Source organism: Paenibacillus sp. CAU 1782 (assembly GCF_054551715.1).
The window spans coordinates 23974-42528 of sequence record NZ_JBTOLL010000024.1; the positions used below are offsets into that span (position 1 = coordinate 23974).

Here is an 18555-nt window from a genome sequence, read left to right on the forward strand (position 1 = left end):
GCAGGCTATTTTTTGCGGCTGCGGGACAACCCCGACGCCGTCTCTGATTTTGACAAGGTAACGGCCCCGTCCTTTTTACCGCTGCCGTACCGATTGGTTGCAAGTCTCGAGGACTCCTGAATGACGCTCCAGGTGTTCATTTCGCCTGATCGTGATACCGAGGCGCCTCTGTTTTTTTTGCTTTGCAGCATTGCGCTTCTTCGTCTGGATGGAGTTTTGTCCGAATCACCTAAAAAAATGTCCCCGCCGGAATTCCTGCTTTTATTGAGCAGGTCGCCAGTCCAGCCTTTTCGCCAAAGCCAGATATAAATGCCGATTGTGATAACGGCGATGCCCGACATCATAACCGTGAAGCCCCAATCCCGTTCTTTCCAGGGCAGCCATTCAAAATTGACGCCCCATAACGCGCCCGCAATGGTTGCAGGCAGGAACAGGACAGTAAAAATGGTCAAGGTTTTCATAATATCGTTGCCTCTGAAGCTGGAGATGGCATCGTCCATCGATATCAGCGTATCGATTTCCAGAGCATAATGCTTCAGCAGCGATTCGATTCGCTCCAGCTTGTGGTTCATGCGTTGAAAGGCTTCCCGCTCCAGAAGATGCTCCATAAACGCTTCCTTGGCCGCTCCGTGCACCTCCCTGATGGGAATGAACAAATGGCTCCAATGAAGAAGGTCGAACCTGCGCTCGAAGATGGTATCCAGCAAGCCCGTCCGGTTGCTCCGCCGCATGGTAGACTCCAACTCGCCCAGCCGACGTTCGAAGCCGTCCAGGCCTGCATGGAACGTTTCCAATATAACGCCGATCATAATGAAAAAAGCTTCGGGGGCGCTGCCACATTCTTCAAGCTTCGCTCCATGCGAACCGCTTTGCAAACGCAATGGCAGACGCAGCTCGGTATGAAGCGTGATGAGGGTTGTGCGCGAAATCCAGAAGTGGAACGGCAGCAAATCATGCTCATCCTCCGAAATCTGAATCATCAAAGTGCCGCATAATACGGCGCCGATTCCCTCCGTATGCTCCACTGATATATGATTGGTCACCCTGCTCCGGCATTCGTCGACCCAGGCGCTGCACGATGGGAGGCCCATTTTCAACTCCAGCAATTGCTCTTCCAGCCCTGAAGTTTCCTCTTGCGCTTTGCCCGCAAAACCGGCTGCAGGATAACGTTCTCTGGACGGCTGCCCCGTCTTCCGGCTGGGAAGAGGTTGTCCGGCGGCGTTTTGTCCCGAAGAAAGCTGCAGGACGCGCCACTCCCATCCCGCGTTGTAACGAAGCAACCGATGAATCATCGTCCGTCTCCTTTATCCAAAATTCCGCTTATTCTCCATCATACATTGAACCCTATGAAGCGCACAACCTTTTGAACCGCGTTCGTCAGCATTTGCCAAAGTATTCCCTATCTCGACAAAACGAGTTGCGGGGCGCGCAATGGGGTATACCTAAGCAATATAAGTTCAACTAAAACAAATACTGAAGCGGAGGACGGACTATGGCCAGAAAAATAGGCATCTTTCAAAGGGAGCGGGATGTGGTCAATGCCATCAAGCAGTTGGAGCAGTTTGGCCTGAAGCCGGGAGAAATCATGGTGCTTGCAAAAGACTCCTTGCATACCAGAGCCCTGCAGGCGGAATGCGATGTGCACGCGGATGGCATTATGGAGCTGGAGGCAACGCTGGATGATGATGACCATAACGAGGGGGCTTACGGCACCACGATGAGGAACGGCTTGCCGGGAACGGCTTTTGCCCCTATTTACGGGTTTAACGCGATGGGAGGATCTACCTCGGCGGGTCTTCCGTTTTTATCGCCGTTTATTGCCGGAAGCGGCGGAGACAGCCACCAGAGAACGTTTATGCGGCTTGGATTGGACGAAAAGGAAGCGGAGGTTTGTTCAGGGGAAGTGATGGGCGGAGCTTGGGCCGTTATTGTTGAAACATCCGAAAGCAAGTCGCTTCTGGACAAAGACGGCGGTCCCGATATGTCAAGCCTTGGCATTGCGGAAGGCGTATTTCGGGGATGCGGCGCTGTACGGATCGTCAACGGAAGTTAAGCTAGCTTCCGCGAGAAGAAAGGGGAGAACAGGCTATTCCTTGAAGCAGCCATGCTCCCCTTGTTTGCTTGTTATGGCGTTAATACCGCGACATCGTCGAATGATCCCGCAGCATTGTACGTACGCAGCCCGAACCCGCCGGATGAAAGGCTGCTGTCCACCAGGGAGAAACGCTGCTGCCCGTCAAAGTAGGCAGTTATTGTAGAGCCCTGGAACCTCAGGGAAAAACGATGCCACTCCCCGTTTGCGATGATTTGATCGACGCTTCGCAAAATGGTGTTTTGTCCGCCTACAATTTTGACCAGCTGAAGTTTCTCTTCGTTAATGTTGTAACGTAAATAATACATGTTGCTGGCATTCTGGTATCGCCCGAGCAAACCGATAGAAGGCGCCGGTCCGCTGCCGACTCCGTCAACCCGAAGGGAGGACGATACATAATAATCGCTCTAGCCGCTGCCGGAGTAGCTTGCAAGCTGAACGCCGCTGAGCGCTGCGGTGCTGTAAATTCCTTCCGCTCCCCCGGCCAGCCAGGCTCCGCCGGAAGTTGTCCAGCCGCTTGCCGCGCCGGTCGTAAAGGAATCGGAGAATGCTTCGCTCCACAGGTTGAGCTTTTTGGTCCGGCTGTTGTTATGCTCCTGACTTTCGGCTATGAGGGAGCCGGAATCAGCAACGGCGGAAATGGTATACGTGCCGCCAACTGTCGGAGACCAGCTCTGCGCGTTGCCGGCGTAAAGCGTTGCTTTTTCCCCCGGCTGAAGCGCTGGCAGCGGCAAGGATGCTACGTGAACGCCGTTTGCGCTGAAGTCAACGGTTGAGCCGCTAGCGGCTGGAATTGCCAATGTTCCGATATTTTGCACCTCCGCCCGGAATTCCACACTGTTCCCCAGCGCGGGTTCGGAGGGCGACCATCCGATCTCGTTTACGACCAGATCCGCCGCAGCTATGCCGTTGTAGGGGCACGTCGTAGTCCACGCAGCGAAATCATAACTGCATGTCCCGCTGCCGGTTTGGATGGTCAGGCTGCCTTGCCTCTGCTGTTGCATCCACGGATTATCAATCAGCGGCCAATTGTTGTAGTCATAAGCGACGCCGTCAACGCTTCGGGCGCCTCCATAGACGATGTTCATTACTTTTCCATCCAGATTGGTGAAGGTCAGACTTGGATTACTGGACGACACGCCGGAGTCATCAATTGGAAGCGCCTTAACTGCATCGGCAAAAGACTGTAGATCGGCAAAATCCTCAGCTGGAGCGGTTTCAACAATAATGCCGTTGCGCGGCTCCGTATTTTTAAACCAGCGGAATCTGCCGTCATCTTCAAAGAAGGAATAGGAACCCGCCGTCATTTTGGCCCCGATATAGACCGGACCTGCATCCATAAAAATCCATCCCGCTTGCTCCAGCACCTCATGCAGAGCCGTTTTGGAGACCAGTCCGCGAAGATAGGGGTAGGTGTCTGAAGCTGCCATTTTGATCACCGATACCTGAGTGCCTTTATATTGAAGCGTCTGCATATTGCCCGTTGCTCCATCCAGTCTCAACTGGCCTTGTACGTTGGCATTGGAGGTATCCTTAAACGGCTGGTTGATAAAAAATGTGCTGTTGGCCTGGACTGATACCCACTTGACCTGGCCTTCATGGACCTGATCCCGGTAGAGGGGACCTCCTCCATAGCCATTGTAGGTGCTTGTGACGCCATATTCCTTATTGATATAGGTGTAGCGCTTGAAGCCGTTGGCATTGTCTCCGCCGACATCAGACGTTTCCCGATGGACATAATCCGTTGTACGGTCATGTGCCGCTTCCAGAATAGACGCTGGCGGACGGTAAGCGGAGATGGCTGCCGAAATTGAAAAAATGCCATCGGGGTACCATTCATTATTGGAGGTCAAAAAGCGCATAAACGTGGCAGGGTCCTCGCCGCCAAAATAAAGCCAGCCCAAAATCAGGCTTTCTGAAGGATGCTTGGGCTCAAATTCCGGCGTAACCATGCGGAAGCTGGAGGTTGCGTGGTAACCTTTGAGCCATTCCGGAGCCCATTGGGCGAGCAGCCAATCATAGGTGAGTCTGGCTTTATTGCGCATTTCGTTATCGGTTGCAAGGTCGATCAGCGACAGGAGGGCGCTTGTATAGGTCGGCATGTAGGTGGAGGAGTCTTGTTCCATAATGCCTTCGCGCGGCACCCGGTCAAAAAAGGCGAGCAACCAGTCCCGTCCTTTGTTGGAGCCGACATGCTGGGCAACCTCGGGCCATTCCTGCCCCGCCAAATAGCGGGCGACCGAATGCATCAGATGATGGTTTTCCGTTGAGCCCCCGTCATACGCTCCGGAGGGATGTCCGCCAATGACCGTTTTAGCAAGCTCTCTCATCTCCGGCGTATAATAATCCTTGTATCGCAAGTAGCTGTCCATCGCGGAGTAATAATGAAACATATCATATGCGCGCAGCAGAGATTCCTCTGCCATTTCCCTTGCTCTGTCGAGATTCCCCAACTCAAAGCTGGCTTCGGCGATCCAGGTATGGTATTTGAAATAATTGCTGTAACGATTATCGACTCCGTTTTGGATCGGTGCTTCAACAGGCGAATGAGTGTTGAAATAGTTCAGCAGCAGGCTTGCTCGCGACTCAAAGGTAGAGACGGAAGCATTGGACGGAACGGCGGCAGCAGCGGAATGAGCATCCTTCTCCGTTTGAGGCAATCCAGTCGAAGATAGAGCTGCAATCAGCAGGCACACCGTCCATTTTGCGATAGTGCTTCTCCACTTGCGATGTTTAGACAAAATGGTAACCTCCCATATTCTTTGTTAACGCTTACAAAATAACCGTAACAAATGAAGTCGAAACGTAGAAGCAACGCATTTGTGTTGTTGCGATAATTTTTTTGGATGATGCCCGCAAGGTGTCGCAGCGCCGCACATCCATTACAGACTCAAAAGCGGCCAGCCCGCGGGCGACTAACGGCCGGCAGGCTGGATTCCAGAACCGAACGGCAGGCAGCCGTTATCGAATGCCGAGATAGGGAAAGGGGTGTTGACGCTGTGTCCCGCTTTGAATCAGATCCAACAGCAGCTTGGCGCCAAGCATGCTGTACACCGTACCGTTGCCTCCGTACCCCAGACAATAAAACACATTGGTTCTTTCGGGATCTTCGCCGATAAAGGGAAGGTCGTCCAATGATTCGCCAAATGTCCCGTTCCATTCGTATTCAACGGTATTATCCGCTTCGGGAAAAAGACTGCGGAGCAGTGACGAAAGCTGCTGACTTTTGCGATTCAGCCGATTGGCGTTCGTAACGGGCTGTTCTTTTTCTTCGTCCAAGCCGCCGACGATAATTCTCCCGTCCGCCGTCGTTCGCAAATAAAGATAAGGGCGGGCAGATTCCCAGAGCAGCCAGCTGCCGTGCCATGCTTTGACCGGCTCCTGAACCGGCGTAACGATTACATAGGAGCGATTCAAATCGGCTTTGGACAGTCTTGGCCGCAGCTCTTCCGGCTCGTACCCTACCGAATAAACAATATAGTCTGCTTCAATAATATGGCCTGCGGCGTCTTCCAGTACATGCTTTCCGGCACCAGTCTTCCCGCTGGAGATGATATCGGTATGCTCATAAATGCGAAGGCCATCGACCGCAGCCGCTTTGGCCATTGCATGCACGAATCGATAGGGATTTACTTCGGCATCGCCATGGGTCACCATTGCTCCAGGCTTGCTGAAGCCAAATGACGTCTCGATCATTTCGGGTGTCCAGAATTCCACTGGAAAGCCGGCATTGTTCAAAGCCTCGTATTCCGCACGGAGCTTGGGCAGATCCTGCTCCGTGGACGCATAATAAAGACTGCTTCTACTGATAAAGCTGACATCGTCGGGAAGTTCGGCAGCGATGGCAGCCAGGTTGTTGACCGCCTCCAGACATGCTTTGTAGAACGTCTCGGCATTTCGTGCTCCGATCTTGCCTCCGAGTTCGGTCATCATAATATCGTTGCAAAATTGCAGCAGGCCCGTATTTGCGGAGGTGCTGCCTCCCGCCACCTCGTTGCGCTCGACGAGCACAGTGTCGTAGCCATTTTTGACAAACCAGTAACCGCAGGTTATGCCCGACATGCCTCCCCCTACAATGACCACTTGGGCCTGCTCCCTCCGGTCAAGAGCGGGATAACGTTCCGGCTCTCCCATGGTGTCTGGCCAATAAAGCTTTCCCGCGTGAAGCTTCTTCATACAGGTTTCACCCTTCGCAATGTGTTCTGATGTGTTCTGTCACTGCGATAGTGTGTCACCAAATAGGTTCAACTATCACCAAGCACCTGCTTGCGGTATGCGGTGGGCGATGCGCCATGCTGCTTGCGGAACTGCTTGGAGAAATAAAGAGCATCTTGCAGGCCTACAGACGCGGCTACCTGCTCCACGGTCAGCTCCGGGCGTTCACGGAGCATCAGCTTGGCTTTGTCCAGACGAAGCTTGAGCAGGAATGAGACGGGCGACAGGCCTGTATGGCGCTTGAATAGCCGCGATAAATAAGCGCGATTGTAGCCAAGCGATTCCGACATTCGCTCAATAGAAACGGGATAGGCGTATTGGGTGGACATATAATGCACAATCTGCTTATATAGCCTTTCGCTCTCGGCTTCTCGCAGGGGCGTTACGCCTTCGCCAGTCACATTGGTTTCACCGTAAAGCGCCAGAAGCAATAGCAGCGTTGCGGAAGCCTCAAGCGCTACGGAAGGTCTTGATTTGCGGAAGGCTGCATATATGCGGCGGTAGAGCACCGAGGCTTTGCGAATGTCCGCCATATGGAGAAGCTGGCTGTTGGTTTGAAAGCCGGCATCGGCGGCAAGCTGCGGAGCGGAATTTCCCTTAAAGGCAATCCATCGGTATTTCCATGGATCGGAGGGATGCGACTCATAGCTGATCAGCTGCTCCGGCGCGATAAGAAAAGTGTGGCCTGCGGACAGCTCATGGCTTTCCCCGTTCACAGTAAACACGCCTTTGCCGGACAACACGAGATGCATCAAATAAAAGTCGTAGACTTTGGGGCCAAGCCGATGCCCAGGTTTGGTCTGGCTTTCACCCGAGAACAGCACATGGGGCAAGCCCGGTTCTTTTTGTTCCATTGCCGGATTGGATGCCACCATATAGAAATCTTCGATTGTCATAAATTCCAGAACCTCCTTGCCATCCCCCCGTTTAAGCGTTGCGGAAGTAGAGCCGAAAGCTTTTCCGAAGAGGGCTGTGCATTCATCATATCATGCCCTCCCAGGCGAGTGAAGTCACATAAATCCATATGATTGACACTTCACGCCATTTTGTTCGACAGGGTTCATCCTATATACTGTAACTATAAAAGGCTGTTCAAAAAAGTTCGACTGAAAAGCGAACTTTCTGAACACGCATTGTAGTAAACCGGCTTCAGTCCATGAGGGTTGCGGCCGCTAATCCAAGCAAAGGATCGTGATAACAAATGGCTAACATCGAAGCGCTTAAGAAAACTTTTATCGAACGGTTTGGCGGTGAAGAAGAGGGCATTTCCGTATTCCACGCCCCGGGCCGCGTCAACTTGATTGGTGAACATACAGACTACAACGGCGGTTATGTTTTTCCTGCCGCATTAACTTTTGGCACAACCCTGATCATCCGTCCGCGCAGCGACAAAGGGCTTGGGCTGGCGACAACAAACTTTACGACCTCCAACACGCTGAATATCGATTCCGTTGTTTATGATGAGAAGGATGACTGGATGAACTATCCAAAAGGCATCGTAAACGAGCTTCACAACCAAGGAGTTGCGTTTCAACGCGGATACGATCTTCTCTACCATGGCGAAATTCCGAACGGCTCCGGCCTGTCTTCCTCCGCTTCCATCGAAGTGGTAACGGCTTACGCGCTGCTGTCGCTGGAGAACCAGCCGCTTGATACCGTCAAAATCGCGCTGCTGTCCCAGAAATCCGAAAATGAATTCAATGGCGTAAAAAGCGGCATCATGGACCAGTTTGCGGTTGCCAACGGCAAAAAAGACCATGCGATTCTGCTGATGTGCGATACGCTTGAATATGAACTGGTGCCATTCCAGCCGCAAGGCTACACCCTTGTAATTGGCAATACGAACAAACGCAGAGGTCTGGTTGATTCCAAATACAACGAGCGCCGCGCCGAGTGTGATGCTGCCGTGGAAGCTCTCCGCGTCGCACATCCCGAGCTTGAACTGCTCGGCCAACTGAACGTGGAGCAATTCAATGCTTCCAAAAATTTGATTGAAAACGAGGTTGTCCGCAACCGCGCAACTCACGTAATCGAAGAAATTGACCGCGTGCTTCAATCCATCACCGCGCTTAAAGGCAATGATTTGAAGCAATTTGGACAATTGATGAACCAATCCCACGATTCCTTGCGCGATCTGTACGAAGTAACGGGAGCGGAGCTTGACGCTATGGTTGAAGCAGCGCGCAAAGTTCCAGGCGTATTGGGTTCCCGCATGACGGGCGCGGGCTTTGGCGGCTGTACGGTATCGCTTGTCCATGAGGACAGCGTGGAGCAGTTTAAAGAGCAGGTTGGCCGCGAATACAAGGAAGCTACTGGTCTTGAGGCGTCTTTCTATGTATGCAGCATCGGCAACGGAGTCGAAAAACTCTCCTAAGAGGAAGTCAAAAAGTTCGCTTTCCATTGCGTAGCATGCCTGGCGGCATGACCAACGTCGAATATGGCATTCAGCCGAAACAAGAGGGTGCTTACGAAGTATGTTTCCTCCGGAAACATTGTAGGTCCTCACGTAGCTACCACTACGCTCCGGTCCTCTGTTTCTAGCTTCACGCCATCTTCTTGGCACTGAAAACCGAACTTTTTGACACTTATTTTGGGGAAGTCAAAAAGTTCGCTTTCCATTGCGGGACATGACTAGCGTCATGACCGGCTTCGAATTTGGCATTCAGCCGAAACAAGAGGGTGCTTACGAAGTATGTTTCCTCCGGAAACATTGTAGGTCCTCACGTAGCTACCACTACGCTCCGGTCCTCTGTTTCTAGCTTCTTGCCATCTTCTTGGCACTGAAAACCGAACTTTTTGAACACCGATTTTATGAAGTCAAAAACAAAACGAGAGGGGATAGAACAATGGCGGTACTGGTAACTGGAGGAGCGGGTTATATCGGCTCTCATACTGTAGCGGCTTTGCAGGAACGCGGCGAGGAAATCGTTATCGTTGACAATTTGCAACAAGGACACAAGGAGGCGCTGCTTGGCGGCAAGCTGTATGTGGGCGACCTGCGCGACTCCGATTTTCTGGACACGGTATTCAAAGAAAACAGCATTGACGCGGTAATTCATTTTGCGGCAAACTCGCTGGTTGGCGAAAGCATGAAGCTGCCGGGCAAATATTACCACAACAACGTCTACGGCACATTGTGCCTGCTGGAGAAAATGAACGAATACGGCGTGGGCAAAATCGTATTTTCCTCGACGGCCGCAACCTACGGCGAGCCGGAAAACGTGCCAATCGACGAATACGACCGCACTTTGCCGACGAACGCATACGGCGAAACCAAGCTGGCTATGGAAAAAATGATGAAGTGGTTTGACGTTGCTCACGGCATCAAATACATTTCGCTGCGCTACTTCAATGCGGCTGGCGCCCATGACAGCGGCAAAATCGGCGAAGACCACAATCCCGAAACGCATCTGGTGCCAATCGTGCTGGAAGCCGCCTTGGGCAAACGTCCCCATATCTCGGTATTCGGCGACGATTACGCCACTGAAGACGGAACCTGCATTCGCGACTACATCCATGTAAGCGACCTGGCGGACGCCCATGTGCTCGCGGTGCAGAAGCTGCGCGGCGGCTCCGAAAGCTCGGTTTACAACCTTGGCAACGGACACGGCTTTTCTGTCAAGGAAGTGATCGAAATCGCCCGCAAGGTAACGGAACGCGAAATCAAGGCTGTTATCGAGCCGCGCCGCGCAGGCGACCCTGCCGTGTTGGTCGCTTCTTCGGACCGTGCCCGCAAGGAGCTCGGCTGGAATCCGTCCCGCAGCGCGCTGGAGAACATTATTCAAAGCGCTTGGAACTGGCATGTAAGCCGTCCTGACGGCTATGGCGACAAATAAGACTGGCGGAAGGAGCAAGCTGAAATGACAACTAGTGAAGCCGGCAAAACGCCAACGCCGCAGGAGGCGCTGGCGCTGATCGAAAGACTGCTGCAATTCGGGCTGCAGATGGAAATGCTGGAGCGGAGCGACCTTTCCTTTACGCGCAACGCGCTGCTGGACCTGTTCCGCTTTACGGAGCCGGCGGCAGAGGCTGCGCCGCAGGAAGAGCTTGAGAGCGCAGGCGAGCTGCTGGAGGGGCTGTTGGATTACGGCAACTCCATCGGGCTGACACCGGATAACACAACGACATCCCGCGATTTGCTGGATGCGCGCATTATGGGTTATTTGATGGCGCGTCCGTCGCAGGTTACTGCCGAGTTTAAGGCACTGGCCCAGTCGAGGGGCATTGCGGCCGCAACGGACAAATTTTATGCGCTGAACATCAACAGCAACTATATACGCATGGACCGGATTCGCAAAAATCAATATTGGCTGCATCCGACGCCATACGGCAAGCTGGAAATGACGATCAACTTGTCCAAGCCGGAGAAGGACCCCAAAGAAATCGCGATGCTCAAAAGTCTGCCGCAGGCGCATTACCCTAAATGTCTGCTTTGCGAAAACAATGTCGGGTACGCGGGCAGGGCGGATCATCCCGCCCGGCAAAATTTGCGGGTTATCCCGATGGAGCTTCGAAGCGAGCCTTGGTTTTTCCAATACTCGCCTTACGTATATTACAACGAGCACAGCATCGTGTTTAAAGGCGCCCATGAGCCGATGGTGGTGTCCCATGCTTCCTTCGGAAGGCTGCTCGACTTTATCGAGCAGTTCCCGCATTACTTTATCGGCTCCAACGCGGACTTGCCGATTGTCGGCGGGTCCATTCTGAGCCATGATCATTTTCAGGCGGGCCGTCATGTGTTTCCGATGGAAACGGCTCCTGTGGAAGCGGAATTCAGCGATGCTTCCCGACCAGGCGTTTCTTACGGCATCGTAGCGTGGCCAATGTCCGTGCTGAGACTGCGCGGCTCCTCCAAGGCCGATGTGCATGAAGCGGCTTGCCGCGTGCTGGATGCATGGAGAGAATATAGCGACGCCGATTCCGACGTTCTGGCGTTCAGCGAAGGAAAGGATGGCGGCAAGACGCCGCATAATACGGTGACGCCGATTGCCAGACTGCGCGACAATGGAGAATACGAGCTGGATCTCGTGCTTCGCAACAACCGTACCAGCGACGAACATCCGGACGGCATTTTCCATCCGCATAGCCATCTGCATCATATCAAAAAAGAAAATATCGGCTTGATCGAGGTTATGGGCCTTGCTGTATTGCCGGGCAGGCTGAAATCGGAGCTGGAGCAAATCGCGGCTTATTTGACCGCAAACGCGCCGGGACCGGTATCTGCTCTTGCGGCTGAAGGCCATCCGCTACGGAACCATGCTTCATGGGCAGCGGAGCTGGTGGAACGCCATGGAACCAATCATAGCCTTGAAGAGGCGCTTACCGTCGTGCAGGAAGGAACGGGCGACAAGTTCCTTGAGGTTCTGAAAGACGCCGGCGTCTACAAGCGCACGGAACAAGGCGCCGCCGGTTTTGCCCGCTTCCTGGGCTCCATTGGCCTGCAACGCGTGTAAAAGGCGCATAAAACACGCCAAAATCGACTTAAACCGGTACTGACCGCTTAGCATTTAGGTGTATCCAAAGGCGTTCTGAACGCCGCTTCAATCAACCCTATGATGCATCTTTTGAGATGCGTCGTAGGGTTGATTGTGTTTTGTGAAAAATTATGGTATTTTTTATATGATTAATATTATTTATTCGATAATATTATTTGAAACAAGATGATAACGATAAACGGAGGGGTTGCTCATGCCGGAAAAAATGCTGCCGCTTGATGAATTTCTTAAGTTGGAAACGGATGAACAGGTTGAGAAGCTGAAGCGCTGGAAGATGGATTACACATTGAAGGATATTCGCGAGGCTTGGAATTTCAAGCATTCCGCGCAATATTACATGCTGCTGAAAAAGCTTCGTATTTACGAAAGAGTGGTTAACAAATCGGATAAGTTTTACCCGGCACAGGAAGCGGTGCAGCAGCGCCCCGGCTCCCTCGATGAAAGAGGCTGGAGAGGCGGCTACGCTTCCAGGCTTCCTTCCGATAGCTTTGACTACCACCTCAACACAACTCTGACAGGCGCGGAGCTGGCTGACAAGCTGGAGCGCCTGGCCCATTTCCTTAAGGGTGAGCGCAAAGATATTGCCATCAAACTGTCCATTGAAGCCATCGAACCTCGCGAAGATGAAGAGGGACAGTCCGAGGACTAAAAGCAAGCTGAAAAAGGGACCGGAATTCATTGATTCCGGTCCCTTGGAATTTAATTTGTTATTTTTCGACGAAATGTTTCCCTGAAATGCACAGAATGTCTAATTATGAAAAATTATGGTTTTAATTTCAAGGAAATTCGACAAAAGGCGGTGATGGATGGCCTTGAGCGAGTTTCCAGACACGCCTAAACAAACGACAACGCTTAATGCGTTCAAGCTCTGCGAAGTTTTCCCAACTCGGAAACGAGCGCTTCTACCTCGCTGATGCTGAATTTGTCCTTGCTCTCTACAATGTCATACAATTCCTTGATATCCTCGTATTTGGCCAGATCAAAGCTGGATGATTGCATGGCTGCGGCCGTTGCCATTTTTAGCTTTGTTTTGATGGCGTCTATCATAAATTCCACATTTTCCGATGTTGGTTGTTGCAGGTCCGGCATCACTATTCACTCCCGCTTAAAATTCTTGTCACGTTATTGTAACACGGCATCCCTTGATGCCACAAATTGAACGAGACCGGCAAATCCGATACAATAATGCAGTAGAACATATCGGTCAAAACCAGTGAAAGGAGGCAAGGGATGAGTCAAGACGCCATCAACAAATATACAGCGGTCGGCATGGACGGAGGGCTGGAGCTGTTCCTCAGGAAAGCGGCGATGGCGGAGCCGGATCGGCAACGAGTCTGCTTTCTCTGTATCGGAAGCGACCGTTCGACCGGAGATTCCTTTGGCCCGCTGGTTGGCACTCTGCTTAAGGCTAATGGATGGCCCAGGGTCATAGGGACGCTGGAGCAGCCATGCGATGCAAATGCCGTTGAGGAGGCATGCCGGGAAACGGCCTTATTCCAGGCTCAGGGACAAGGGATCGTGATCGCGATTGACGCCTGTCTTGGAAAGCCGCTATCCGTAGGCAAATATCTGGTAGCGGAAGGGCCGCTTCAGCCGGGAGCCGCTACAAGGATGAAGCTGCCTCACGTTGGCGATTACAGTATTGCTGGCGTCGTTAATCTTAATGGCCCAAAAGCCTATGCAGTGCTGCAATCCACTTCGCTTGCCAGTGTGCTGGGCATGGCGGGATCGCTGGCGACTTTCATCAATAATGCTTGGAACGTCGGGTCAAGCCGTGCAGAAAGCGGCGATACAAATACCAATACCGAAACCATCGCGGCTATGCTGTGTCAATGATCACAATGTCAGCTGAAACAATAGGAATTCCATTAATGGCTCGGCCTGATAATCAATTTGAAAGCGAGGAATACGGATGAGCCACGAACTCACAAACAGAAATCGTGCAAGCGACAATCTTACGGAGAAAATGCCCGCAATGGACACTCCGGCTGCCGGAGGTGTAGTTCCTTATTCAATCGCCAACGCGCAATATCGGCTTCCAAGCGGCGAACTGATTTCTTATTTTGATTCTGGTCAAAAGGGGAACGGAGAAGGCGGCAAGCCGGCGCTGGTTCTGCTCCATGGCTATTGCGGGAGCTCGGCTTATTGGGAGAAGGTGGCGGAGTCACTTGCGGAAGAAGTCCGCGTGATTGCGCCCGATGCGCGAGGACATGGAGCAAGCTCAGCCCCGGCGGAGGATGTATACGAGATGGAAGCCTTTGCCGAGGATCTGGAGGCGCTGCTTGGCCACCTTGGCGTGCAATCCGCCATCCTGTTAGGGCATTCGCTGGGCGGCTATATTACGCTGGCTTTTGCGGAGCGATACGAGTCCCGCCTTGCCGGCTTTGGGCTGATTCATTCCACGCCGCTGCCTGACAGCGGTGCGGCGCGCCAAAACCGCGACAAGGCGGCTGGCGCCTTGAGACAGGACGGTATAGAGCCCTTTGTGGACGGGCTTATACCCAAGCTGTTTGCGGCTGACCATCTGATCAGCCATGCCGAAGACATTCAGCGCTGCAAAGACATCGGTTTCGCAACGGACAGCGGAGCGGCTGCGGCGACGGCTTTGGGCATGAAAGCAAGACCGGATCGCAGCGGTACGATTACAAGCGCCAAGGTGCCTGTATTGCTGCTGGCAGGACTAAAGGACGGCGTTGTTCCGCCGGAGAGCACCTTTTCGGCGACGGGAGATCACGTCGTCAAGGCGGAGGTTGCGGAAGCTGGCCATATGAGCATGATGGAGAAGCCGGATATTTTTGTTGCGGAGGTTAAAGCCTTTTTGACCACATAAAAACTTTTAAGCTTTCAGGTTGGGGGGAATAAGGTTGTTTCAGCGCGACTACTTTATGCGCATGATCCAGCAAATGACGGAAGCGATCGGGCAGATCATGCAGCTGCGCAAGGAACAAAAGCAGGAGGAAGGGCTGCTATTGCTCGACGAGCTGCTGGAAAAGCATTTTCATTTGAGCCGCAAGCTGATTTCTTCATTGTCGGACGAAGACCTGGTTAAGGTTGTATCCCGCAACGGAGTGGCGGACGCAGAGCAGCTTCAGGCGATTGCGCTGCTGCTGAAGCAGGAGGCGCTCCTTCAGAACGACTTGGGCAAAGAGAGGGAGAGCTTTGGCTCCTCTGTTCGTTCGCTGCGCCTTTTTCTGCGATTGGCCATCATGAAGGCAGAACCGATAACGGTAGAGATTAACAATCAAATTGCAGAGCTGTTGAGCCTGCTGAAGCCTTACGAGCTGCCCATATCGGCAAAGCGCTTGATGCTGGACTGGCATGAGGCGGAAGGACGTTACGATCAGGTTGAAAATATAATGCACGAATTGCTGGAGGATTCCGCTATGCCGGGAGCCGATGCGGCAGCCATTTACAGGAGGCTGCTGAAGCTGGATGACGAGCAGCTGGAGCTTGGCGGTTTGCCGAGGGAAGAAGCGCTTCAAGGGCTGAAAGAGCTTAATGTAACAGAAGAGGAGACACAGGCGGAGCATGAATGAGCGCAAAGATACGATAATACCGGACCCTGAGGTTTCCGAGGGAAGAAAAGGATCGCAACCCGACACCGCGAAAGGGAACGGCACAAGTGAAGCACCGCCACCCCGCACCGCGAAAGAGAACGGCACAAGTGAAGCACCGCCACCCCGCACCGCGAATGGAAACGGCGCATTGGAAGCGCTGAAACCCCGCACCGCGAATGATGGCGAGGACAATTGGCGCGATGACGTCGCGGAGTGGGTGAGAAACGGAACGCTGCTTGGCGCGACCCTTAGCCAGCTGCGCCGCAAGGACGGGGAGGCGCCTCCCAAAACGGTCGTCCGCCCGGTTAATTTGAAGGATGGGCTTCACTATCAGTTTGAGGCTCATACCCCCGGAAAGGTGCTGCACCGCAACTTACAGGGCGATGCTGCGTCTAAGCATCTGTTAGAACTAATGGACAGTGAATACCGGCAGGCGCTGCTCAAGACGCCGGAGGCTGACGTGCAGCTCCTGTTCAATAAAAAAGGCAAAGCCGCTGTGCGGAAAACAGCCGCAACGGGCAAAAAGCCGGTGGGACCTCTGTCGCATAATCGGCAAAAGAGGCGCGTGCTGGAGGAAGGCAAGCCGGTGCCGTTTCTGGTGGAGCTTGGCATTATGACGCTGGATGGCCGCGTTCATGCCAAAAAGACCGATAAATTCAGACAGATCAACCGTTTTCTTGAGATGGTGGAAGATGTACTGGAGAATCTGCCGCAAGAGCGGGAGATTACCATTGTCGATTTTGGCTGCGGCAAATCGTATCTGACCTTCGCTCTTTATCATTATTTGACGGTGCAGGAGGGACGGTCCATTTCCGTAGTGGGTCTCGATCTGAAGGCCGACGTCATCGCTTTCTGCTCCAAGCTTGCGGAGCGGTTAGGCTATGACAAGCTTACCTTCCTTGTAGGCGATATTGCGGATTACGAGGGCGTGCAGTCCGCCGACATGGTCGTGACGCTGCATGCTTGCGATACCGCTACCGATGCCGCTCTTGCAAAAGCGGTTGATTGGGGAGCATCCGTCATTTTGTCCGTTCCTTGCTGTCAGCATGAGCTGTTTCGCCAGGTTAAGAGCGATGTGCTTGCTCCGATCCTTTCGCAAGGCTTGTTGAAGGAGCGATTCGCGGCGCTGGCTACGGATGCCGTCAGAGGTCAACTGCTTGAAGCGCTTGGCTACAAGGTGCAGATGCTGGAGTTTGTAGACCCCGAGCATACGCCCAAAAACCTGCTGATTCGGGCCGTTGCAGGCAGGAACAAGGAACTATCGCGCCAGAAATGGGAGCAGTACCAAAGCTTCAAGGCATTTCTGGATATATCGCCGGAGCTGGAACGCGCTCTGGGCCATCGTTTTGCTTAAATTATTTCAAAATCCGCTCCTTGCGGAGTTTTAAGACACTCCCTAATTGTCGAGGTCTTGGACATTTGATACAATGGAAGAAGATGGCTATTAAATGAATGGGTGAACCCTTTGGAATGGATGATATGGCTCGATTTTTGTATGTTTCTTGTGCTGATGAGCTTGTTTTTATATGTCTTTTCTTATAGCACAGTGACGCTTTTGCACAGGATTTATCTTTTCCTGCATGTCGTCTTCATGCTGTGGCCACTATTTCAATTTGCTTCCCAGACGACATCGCTCCTGATGTATAGGCTATTTTACCTATCGCTTTCTTATGTGGGCTTGTCACTGCTCGGCATTGGCTGGTTTGTCTTTACGATGCATTTGATCGGCCAGTCCTATGTTGTACGGAAAAGCAGACTGTTTCTGCTGGCTTTGCCGGCTCTTGCATCCATGGCTGCCGTGATTTGGAATCCGCACGGCGCTTTTTTGTCCGTGGATACTTCCAATGAGCCCTTAAAGCAGCTTCAGCACGGCAATTTATATTGGGTATTGATCGTCCAGCTTATTTTCTATATGCTGCTGTCCCTGATTGTTCTCCTGGGCAAGCTGAAGCCGAGCGAGCATTCCCCGCGTCAGCGCAAAATGGTGAAGACCGCGCTGAACGGATTTATGATATTGGCCGCGTTTGCTCTTGCCGACTTGCTGTTCAACATCTTTTTTATAGATTGGCTGACTCGTTACATCCCGCTTATCTCCATGGGCATGACGTTGACGGCCGTCTATATCGTACACGCGATTAGCCGGAACCGGGTATTCGATATCATTCAAATTGTACAACGCGACGTTATGAACACGATGTCGATGGGCATTATCGTAATGGACGAAAATGATATGGTCATAGAAGTCAACACGGTGGTCAAGCCTATCATCCGGCTGCGCGTCGGCGACTTTTTTCACTCCGCTTCGTTTGCGAGCCAATTTAGCGAAGAAACCGCCAAGCAATTTATGGCGTTTTTTGAAGAACAGCGGAAAAGGCCGATGGAACGGCTTGAAACGGAGCTATGTCTGGAATCGGCGGTTAACCGCCATGTGGTGGTGCAGTCGGCGCCTATCCTCAATCACAAAAAAAAGGTGATCGGACGCGTGCTGACGTTCCATGACGTGACAGAGATGCGATTGCTGCTGGAGGAAACCAACATCCAGAACGAGCTGCTGCATGAACGCAACCGGGAATTGCTTATTGTGCAGGACGAATTGTTTCAGGCCAACCGGAAGCTGGAGCATATGGCGATTACGGACGGCTTGACGGGCTGCTATAACCGCCGATATCTGCTGCAGCAGATGGAAGGCGAGATCGCCGCCAACTTCCGGCATGGCGTTCCTTTTTCCATTTTTATTTTTGATCTGGACCATTTCAAAAAGATCAATGACCGCTTTGGCCATTTGTGCGGCGACGAGGTGTTGTGCAGCACGGTGCATGCGGTGCGAAGCGCCTTGCGTCCAACCGACGTGCTGGCGCGTTTCGGCGGCGAGGAATTTACGGTTTATTTGCCCCATACCAATCGGGAGCAGGCCGATATTATCGCCGAAAGCATCAAAAATGCCGTCGAGCACAGCAAAACGTTTACAGGGCTGGAGGACAGCACGATATCCGTCACAATCAGCATGGGCGTGGTTACTGTCGATAATATTGCGCCGTCCCGCTTGGACGATCCCAAATCGTTTTTGAGAGAAATTATGGCGCAGGCCGACGCTGCCTTGTATGAGGCCAAGTACAATGGCCGCAACCGGATTGTGAAGCGCAAGCTTGCTTGAAGAAATATTGAATGAAAAGATGCAGATTGAGAAGTTCCCTGC

Annotated in this window: 16 protein-coding genes; 10 read left to right on the forward strand and 6 right to left on the reverse strand. The window is 52.6% G+C overall.

All coding sequences use genetic code 11. From position 1 onward, the window contains the following. Positions 1-5: 5 nt before the first annotated feature. Complete coding sequence (locus tag ACX93W_RS25480; RefSeq protein ID WP_459395188.1) at positions 6-1292, reverse strand: magnesium transporter CorA family protein; 1287 nt, start codon at positions 1290-1292, stop codon at positions 6-8. A 200-nt stretch (positions 1293-1492) separates the two neighbouring features. Here ACX93W_RS25480 and ACX93W_RS25485 point away from each other — a divergent pair, with 200 nt between their 5' ends. After that, positions 1493-2053 (forward strand): hypothetical protein, encoded by a 561-nt coding sequence (locus tag ACX93W_RS25485; RefSeq protein WP_459395189.1) that lies wholly within the window; start codon positions 1493-1495, stop codon positions 2051-2053. A gap of 71 nt (positions 2054-2124) precedes the next feature. Here ACX93W_RS25485 and ACX93W_RS25490 read toward each other — a convergent pair whose 3' ends face one another. The 4 genes from ACX93W_RS25490 to ACX93W_RS25505 form a co-directional block, all read right to left on the reverse strand. Continuing rightward, a complete protein-coding gene (locus ACX93W_RS25490) occupies positions 2125-2400 on the reverse strand; it encodes a hypothetical protein (protein ID WP_459395190.1) in 276 nt (91 codons plus the stop codon). A 99-nt stretch (positions 2401-2499) separates the two neighbouring features. Beyond that, the gene (locus tag ACX93W_RS25495) at positions 2500-4833 is read right to left on the reverse strand and encodes a CARDB domain-containing protein (protein WP_459395191.1); all 2334 of its coding nucleotides are present in this window, start codon (positions 4831-4833) and stop codon (positions 2500-2502) included. Between the two features lie 220 nt (positions 4834-5053). After that, the gene (locus ACX93W_RS25500) at positions 5054-6268 is read right to left on the reverse strand and encodes an NAD(P)/FAD-dependent oxidoreductase (RefSeq protein ID WP_459395192.1); all 1215 of its coding nucleotides are present in this window, start codon (positions 6266-6268) and stop codon (positions 5054-5056) included. Positions 6269-6336: 68 nt separating this feature from the next. After that, positions 6337-7203, reverse strand: a complete 867-nt coding sequence (locus ACX93W_RS25505; RefSeq protein ID WP_459395193.1) for an AraC family ligand binding domain-containing protein — start codon at positions 7201-7203, stop codon at positions 6337-6339. Between the two features lie 305 nt (positions 7204-7508). Between ACX93W_RS25505 and ACX93W_RS25510 the strand changes: the two genes are divergently transcribed. The 4 genes from ACX93W_RS25510 to ACX93W_RS25525 all read left to right on the forward strand — a co-directional run bounded on the left by ACX93W_RS25510 (position 7509) and on the right by ACX93W_RS25525 (position 12451). Further along, positions 7509-8681, forward strand: a complete 1173-nt coding sequence (locus tag ACX93W_RS25510; protein WP_459395194.1) for a galactokinase — start codon at positions 7509-7511, stop codon at positions 8679-8681. A 472-nt stretch (positions 8682-9153) separates the two neighbouring features. After that, positions 9154-10143, forward strand: coding sequence for a UDP-glucose 4-epimerase GalE (gene galE / locus ACX93W_RS25515; RefSeq protein WP_459395195.1), 990 nt, complete (start codon positions 9154-9156; stop codon positions 10141-10143). A 24-nt stretch (positions 10144-10167) separates the two neighbouring features. Then, positions 10168-11760, forward strand: coding sequence for a UDP-glucose--hexose-1-phosphate uridylyltransferase (locus ACX93W_RS25520; protein WP_459395196.1), 1593 nt, complete (start codon positions 10168-10170; stop codon positions 11758-11760). 235 nt (positions 11761-11995) lie between these two features. Next, a complete protein-coding gene (locus tag ACX93W_RS25525) occupies positions 11996-12451 on the forward strand; it encodes a hypothetical protein (protein WP_459395197.1) in 456 nt (151 codons plus the stop codon). 212 nt (positions 12452-12663) lie between these two features. Here ACX93W_RS25525 and ACX93W_RS25530 read toward each other — a convergent pair whose 3' ends face one another. After that, positions 12664-12891 (reverse strand): DUF1128 domain-containing protein, encoded by a 228-nt coding sequence (locus tag ACX93W_RS25530; protein WP_459395198.1) that lies wholly within the window; start codon positions 12889-12891, stop codon positions 12664-12666. 141 nt (positions 12892-13032) lie between these two features. Here ACX93W_RS25530 and yyaC point away from each other — a divergent pair, with 141 nt between their 5' ends. The 5 genes from yyaC to ACX93W_RS25555 all read left to right on the forward strand — a co-directional run bounded on the left by yyaC (position 13033) and on the right by ACX93W_RS25555 (position 18513). Next, complete coding sequence (gene yyaC, locus ACX93W_RS25535; RefSeq protein ID WP_459395199.1) at positions 13033-13638, forward strand: spore protease YyaC; 606 nt, start codon at positions 13033-13035, stop codon at positions 13636-13638. A gap of 76 nt (positions 13639-13714) precedes the next feature. Continuing rightward, complete coding sequence (locus ACX93W_RS25540) at positions 13715-14632, forward strand: alpha/beta fold hydrolase (RefSeq protein WP_459395200.1); 918 nt, start codon at positions 13715-13717, stop codon at positions 14630-14632. A gap of 34 nt (positions 14633-14666) precedes the next feature. Then, on the forward strand, positions 14667-15338 hold the full coding sequence (locus tag ACX93W_RS25545; RefSeq protein ID WP_459395201.1) for a DUF6483 family protein: 672 nt from the start codon (positions 14667-14669) through the stop codon (positions 15336-15338). Next, positions 15331-16713: a class I SAM-dependent methyltransferase gene (locus ACX93W_RS25550; protein ID WP_459395202.1), complete on the forward strand. Its 1383-nt coding sequence runs from the start codon at positions 15331-15333 to the stop codon at positions 16711-16713. Before ACX93W_RS25545 ends, ACX93W_RS25550 begins: the two co-directional genes overlap by 8 nt. Before the next feature lie 141 nt (positions 16714-16854). Continuing rightward, complete coding sequence (locus ACX93W_RS25555) at positions 16855-18513, forward strand: histidine kinase N-terminal 7TM domain-containing diguanylate cyclase (protein WP_459395227.1); 1659 nt, start codon at positions 16855-16857, stop codon at positions 18511-18513. Positions 18514-18555: the final 42 nt, after the last annotated feature.

What these genes read in the sequence shown, in the direction of transcription:
- ACX93W_RS25505 (WP_459395193.1), bottom strand. Translation starts at nt 7,203, where the DNA reads ATGACAATCGAAGATTTCTATATGGTGGCATCCAATCCGGCAATGGAA.
- ACX93W_RS25550 (WP_459395202.1), top strand. Translation starts at nt 15,331, where the DNA reads ATGAATGAGCGCAAAGATACGATAATACCGGACCCTGAGGTTTCCGAG.
- ACX93W_RS25500 (WP_459395192.1), bottom strand. Translation starts at nt 6,268, where the DNA reads ATGAAGAAGCTTCACGCGGGAAAGCTTTATTGGCCAGACACCATGGGA.
- ACX93W_RS25485 (WP_459395189.1), top strand. Translation starts at nt 1,493, where the DNA reads ATGGCCAGAAAAATAGGCATCTTTCAAAGGGAGCGGGATGTGGTCAAT.
- ACX93W_RS25530 (WP_459395198.1), bottom strand. Translation starts at nt 12,891, where the DNA reads ATGCCGGACCTGCAACAACCAACATCGGAAAATGTGGAATTTATGATA.
- yyaC (WP_459395199.1), top strand. Translation starts at nt 13,033, where the DNA reads ATGAGTCAAGACGCCATCAACAAATATACAGCGGTCGGCATGGACGGA.
- ACX93W_RS25510 (WP_459395194.1), top strand. Translation starts at nt 7,509, where the DNA reads ATGGCTAACATCGAAGCGCTTAAGAAAACTTTTATCGAACGGTTTGGC.
- galE (WP_459395195.1), top strand. Translation starts at nt 9,154, where the DNA reads ATGGCGGTACTGGTAACTGGAGGAGCGGGTTATATCGGCTCTCATACT.
- ACX93W_RS25555 (WP_459395227.1), top strand. Translation starts at nt 16,855, where the DNA reads ATGTTTCTTGTGCTGATGAGCTTGTTTTTATATGTCTTTTCTTATAGC.
- ACX93W_RS25520 (WP_459395196.1), top strand. Translation starts at nt 10,168, where the DNA reads ATGACAACTAGTGAAGCCGGCAAAACGCCAACGCCGCAGGAGGCGCTG.
- ACX93W_RS25480 (WP_459395188.1), bottom strand. Translation starts at nt 1,292, where the DNA reads ATGATTCATCGGTTGCTTCGTTACAACGCGGGATGGGAGTGGCGCGTC.
- ACX93W_RS25540 (WP_459395200.1), top strand. Translation starts at nt 13,715, where the DNA reads ATGAGCCACGAACTCACAAACAGAAATCGTGCAAGCGACAATCTTACG.
- ACX93W_RS25525 (WP_459395197.1), top strand. Translation starts at nt 11,996, where the DNA reads ATGCCGGAAAAAATGCTGCCGCTTGATGAATTTCTTAAGTTGGAAACG.
- ACX93W_RS25490 (WP_459395190.1), bottom strand. Translation starts at nt 2,400, where the DNA reads ATGTATTATTTACGTTACAACATTAACGAAGAGAAACTTCAGCTGGTC.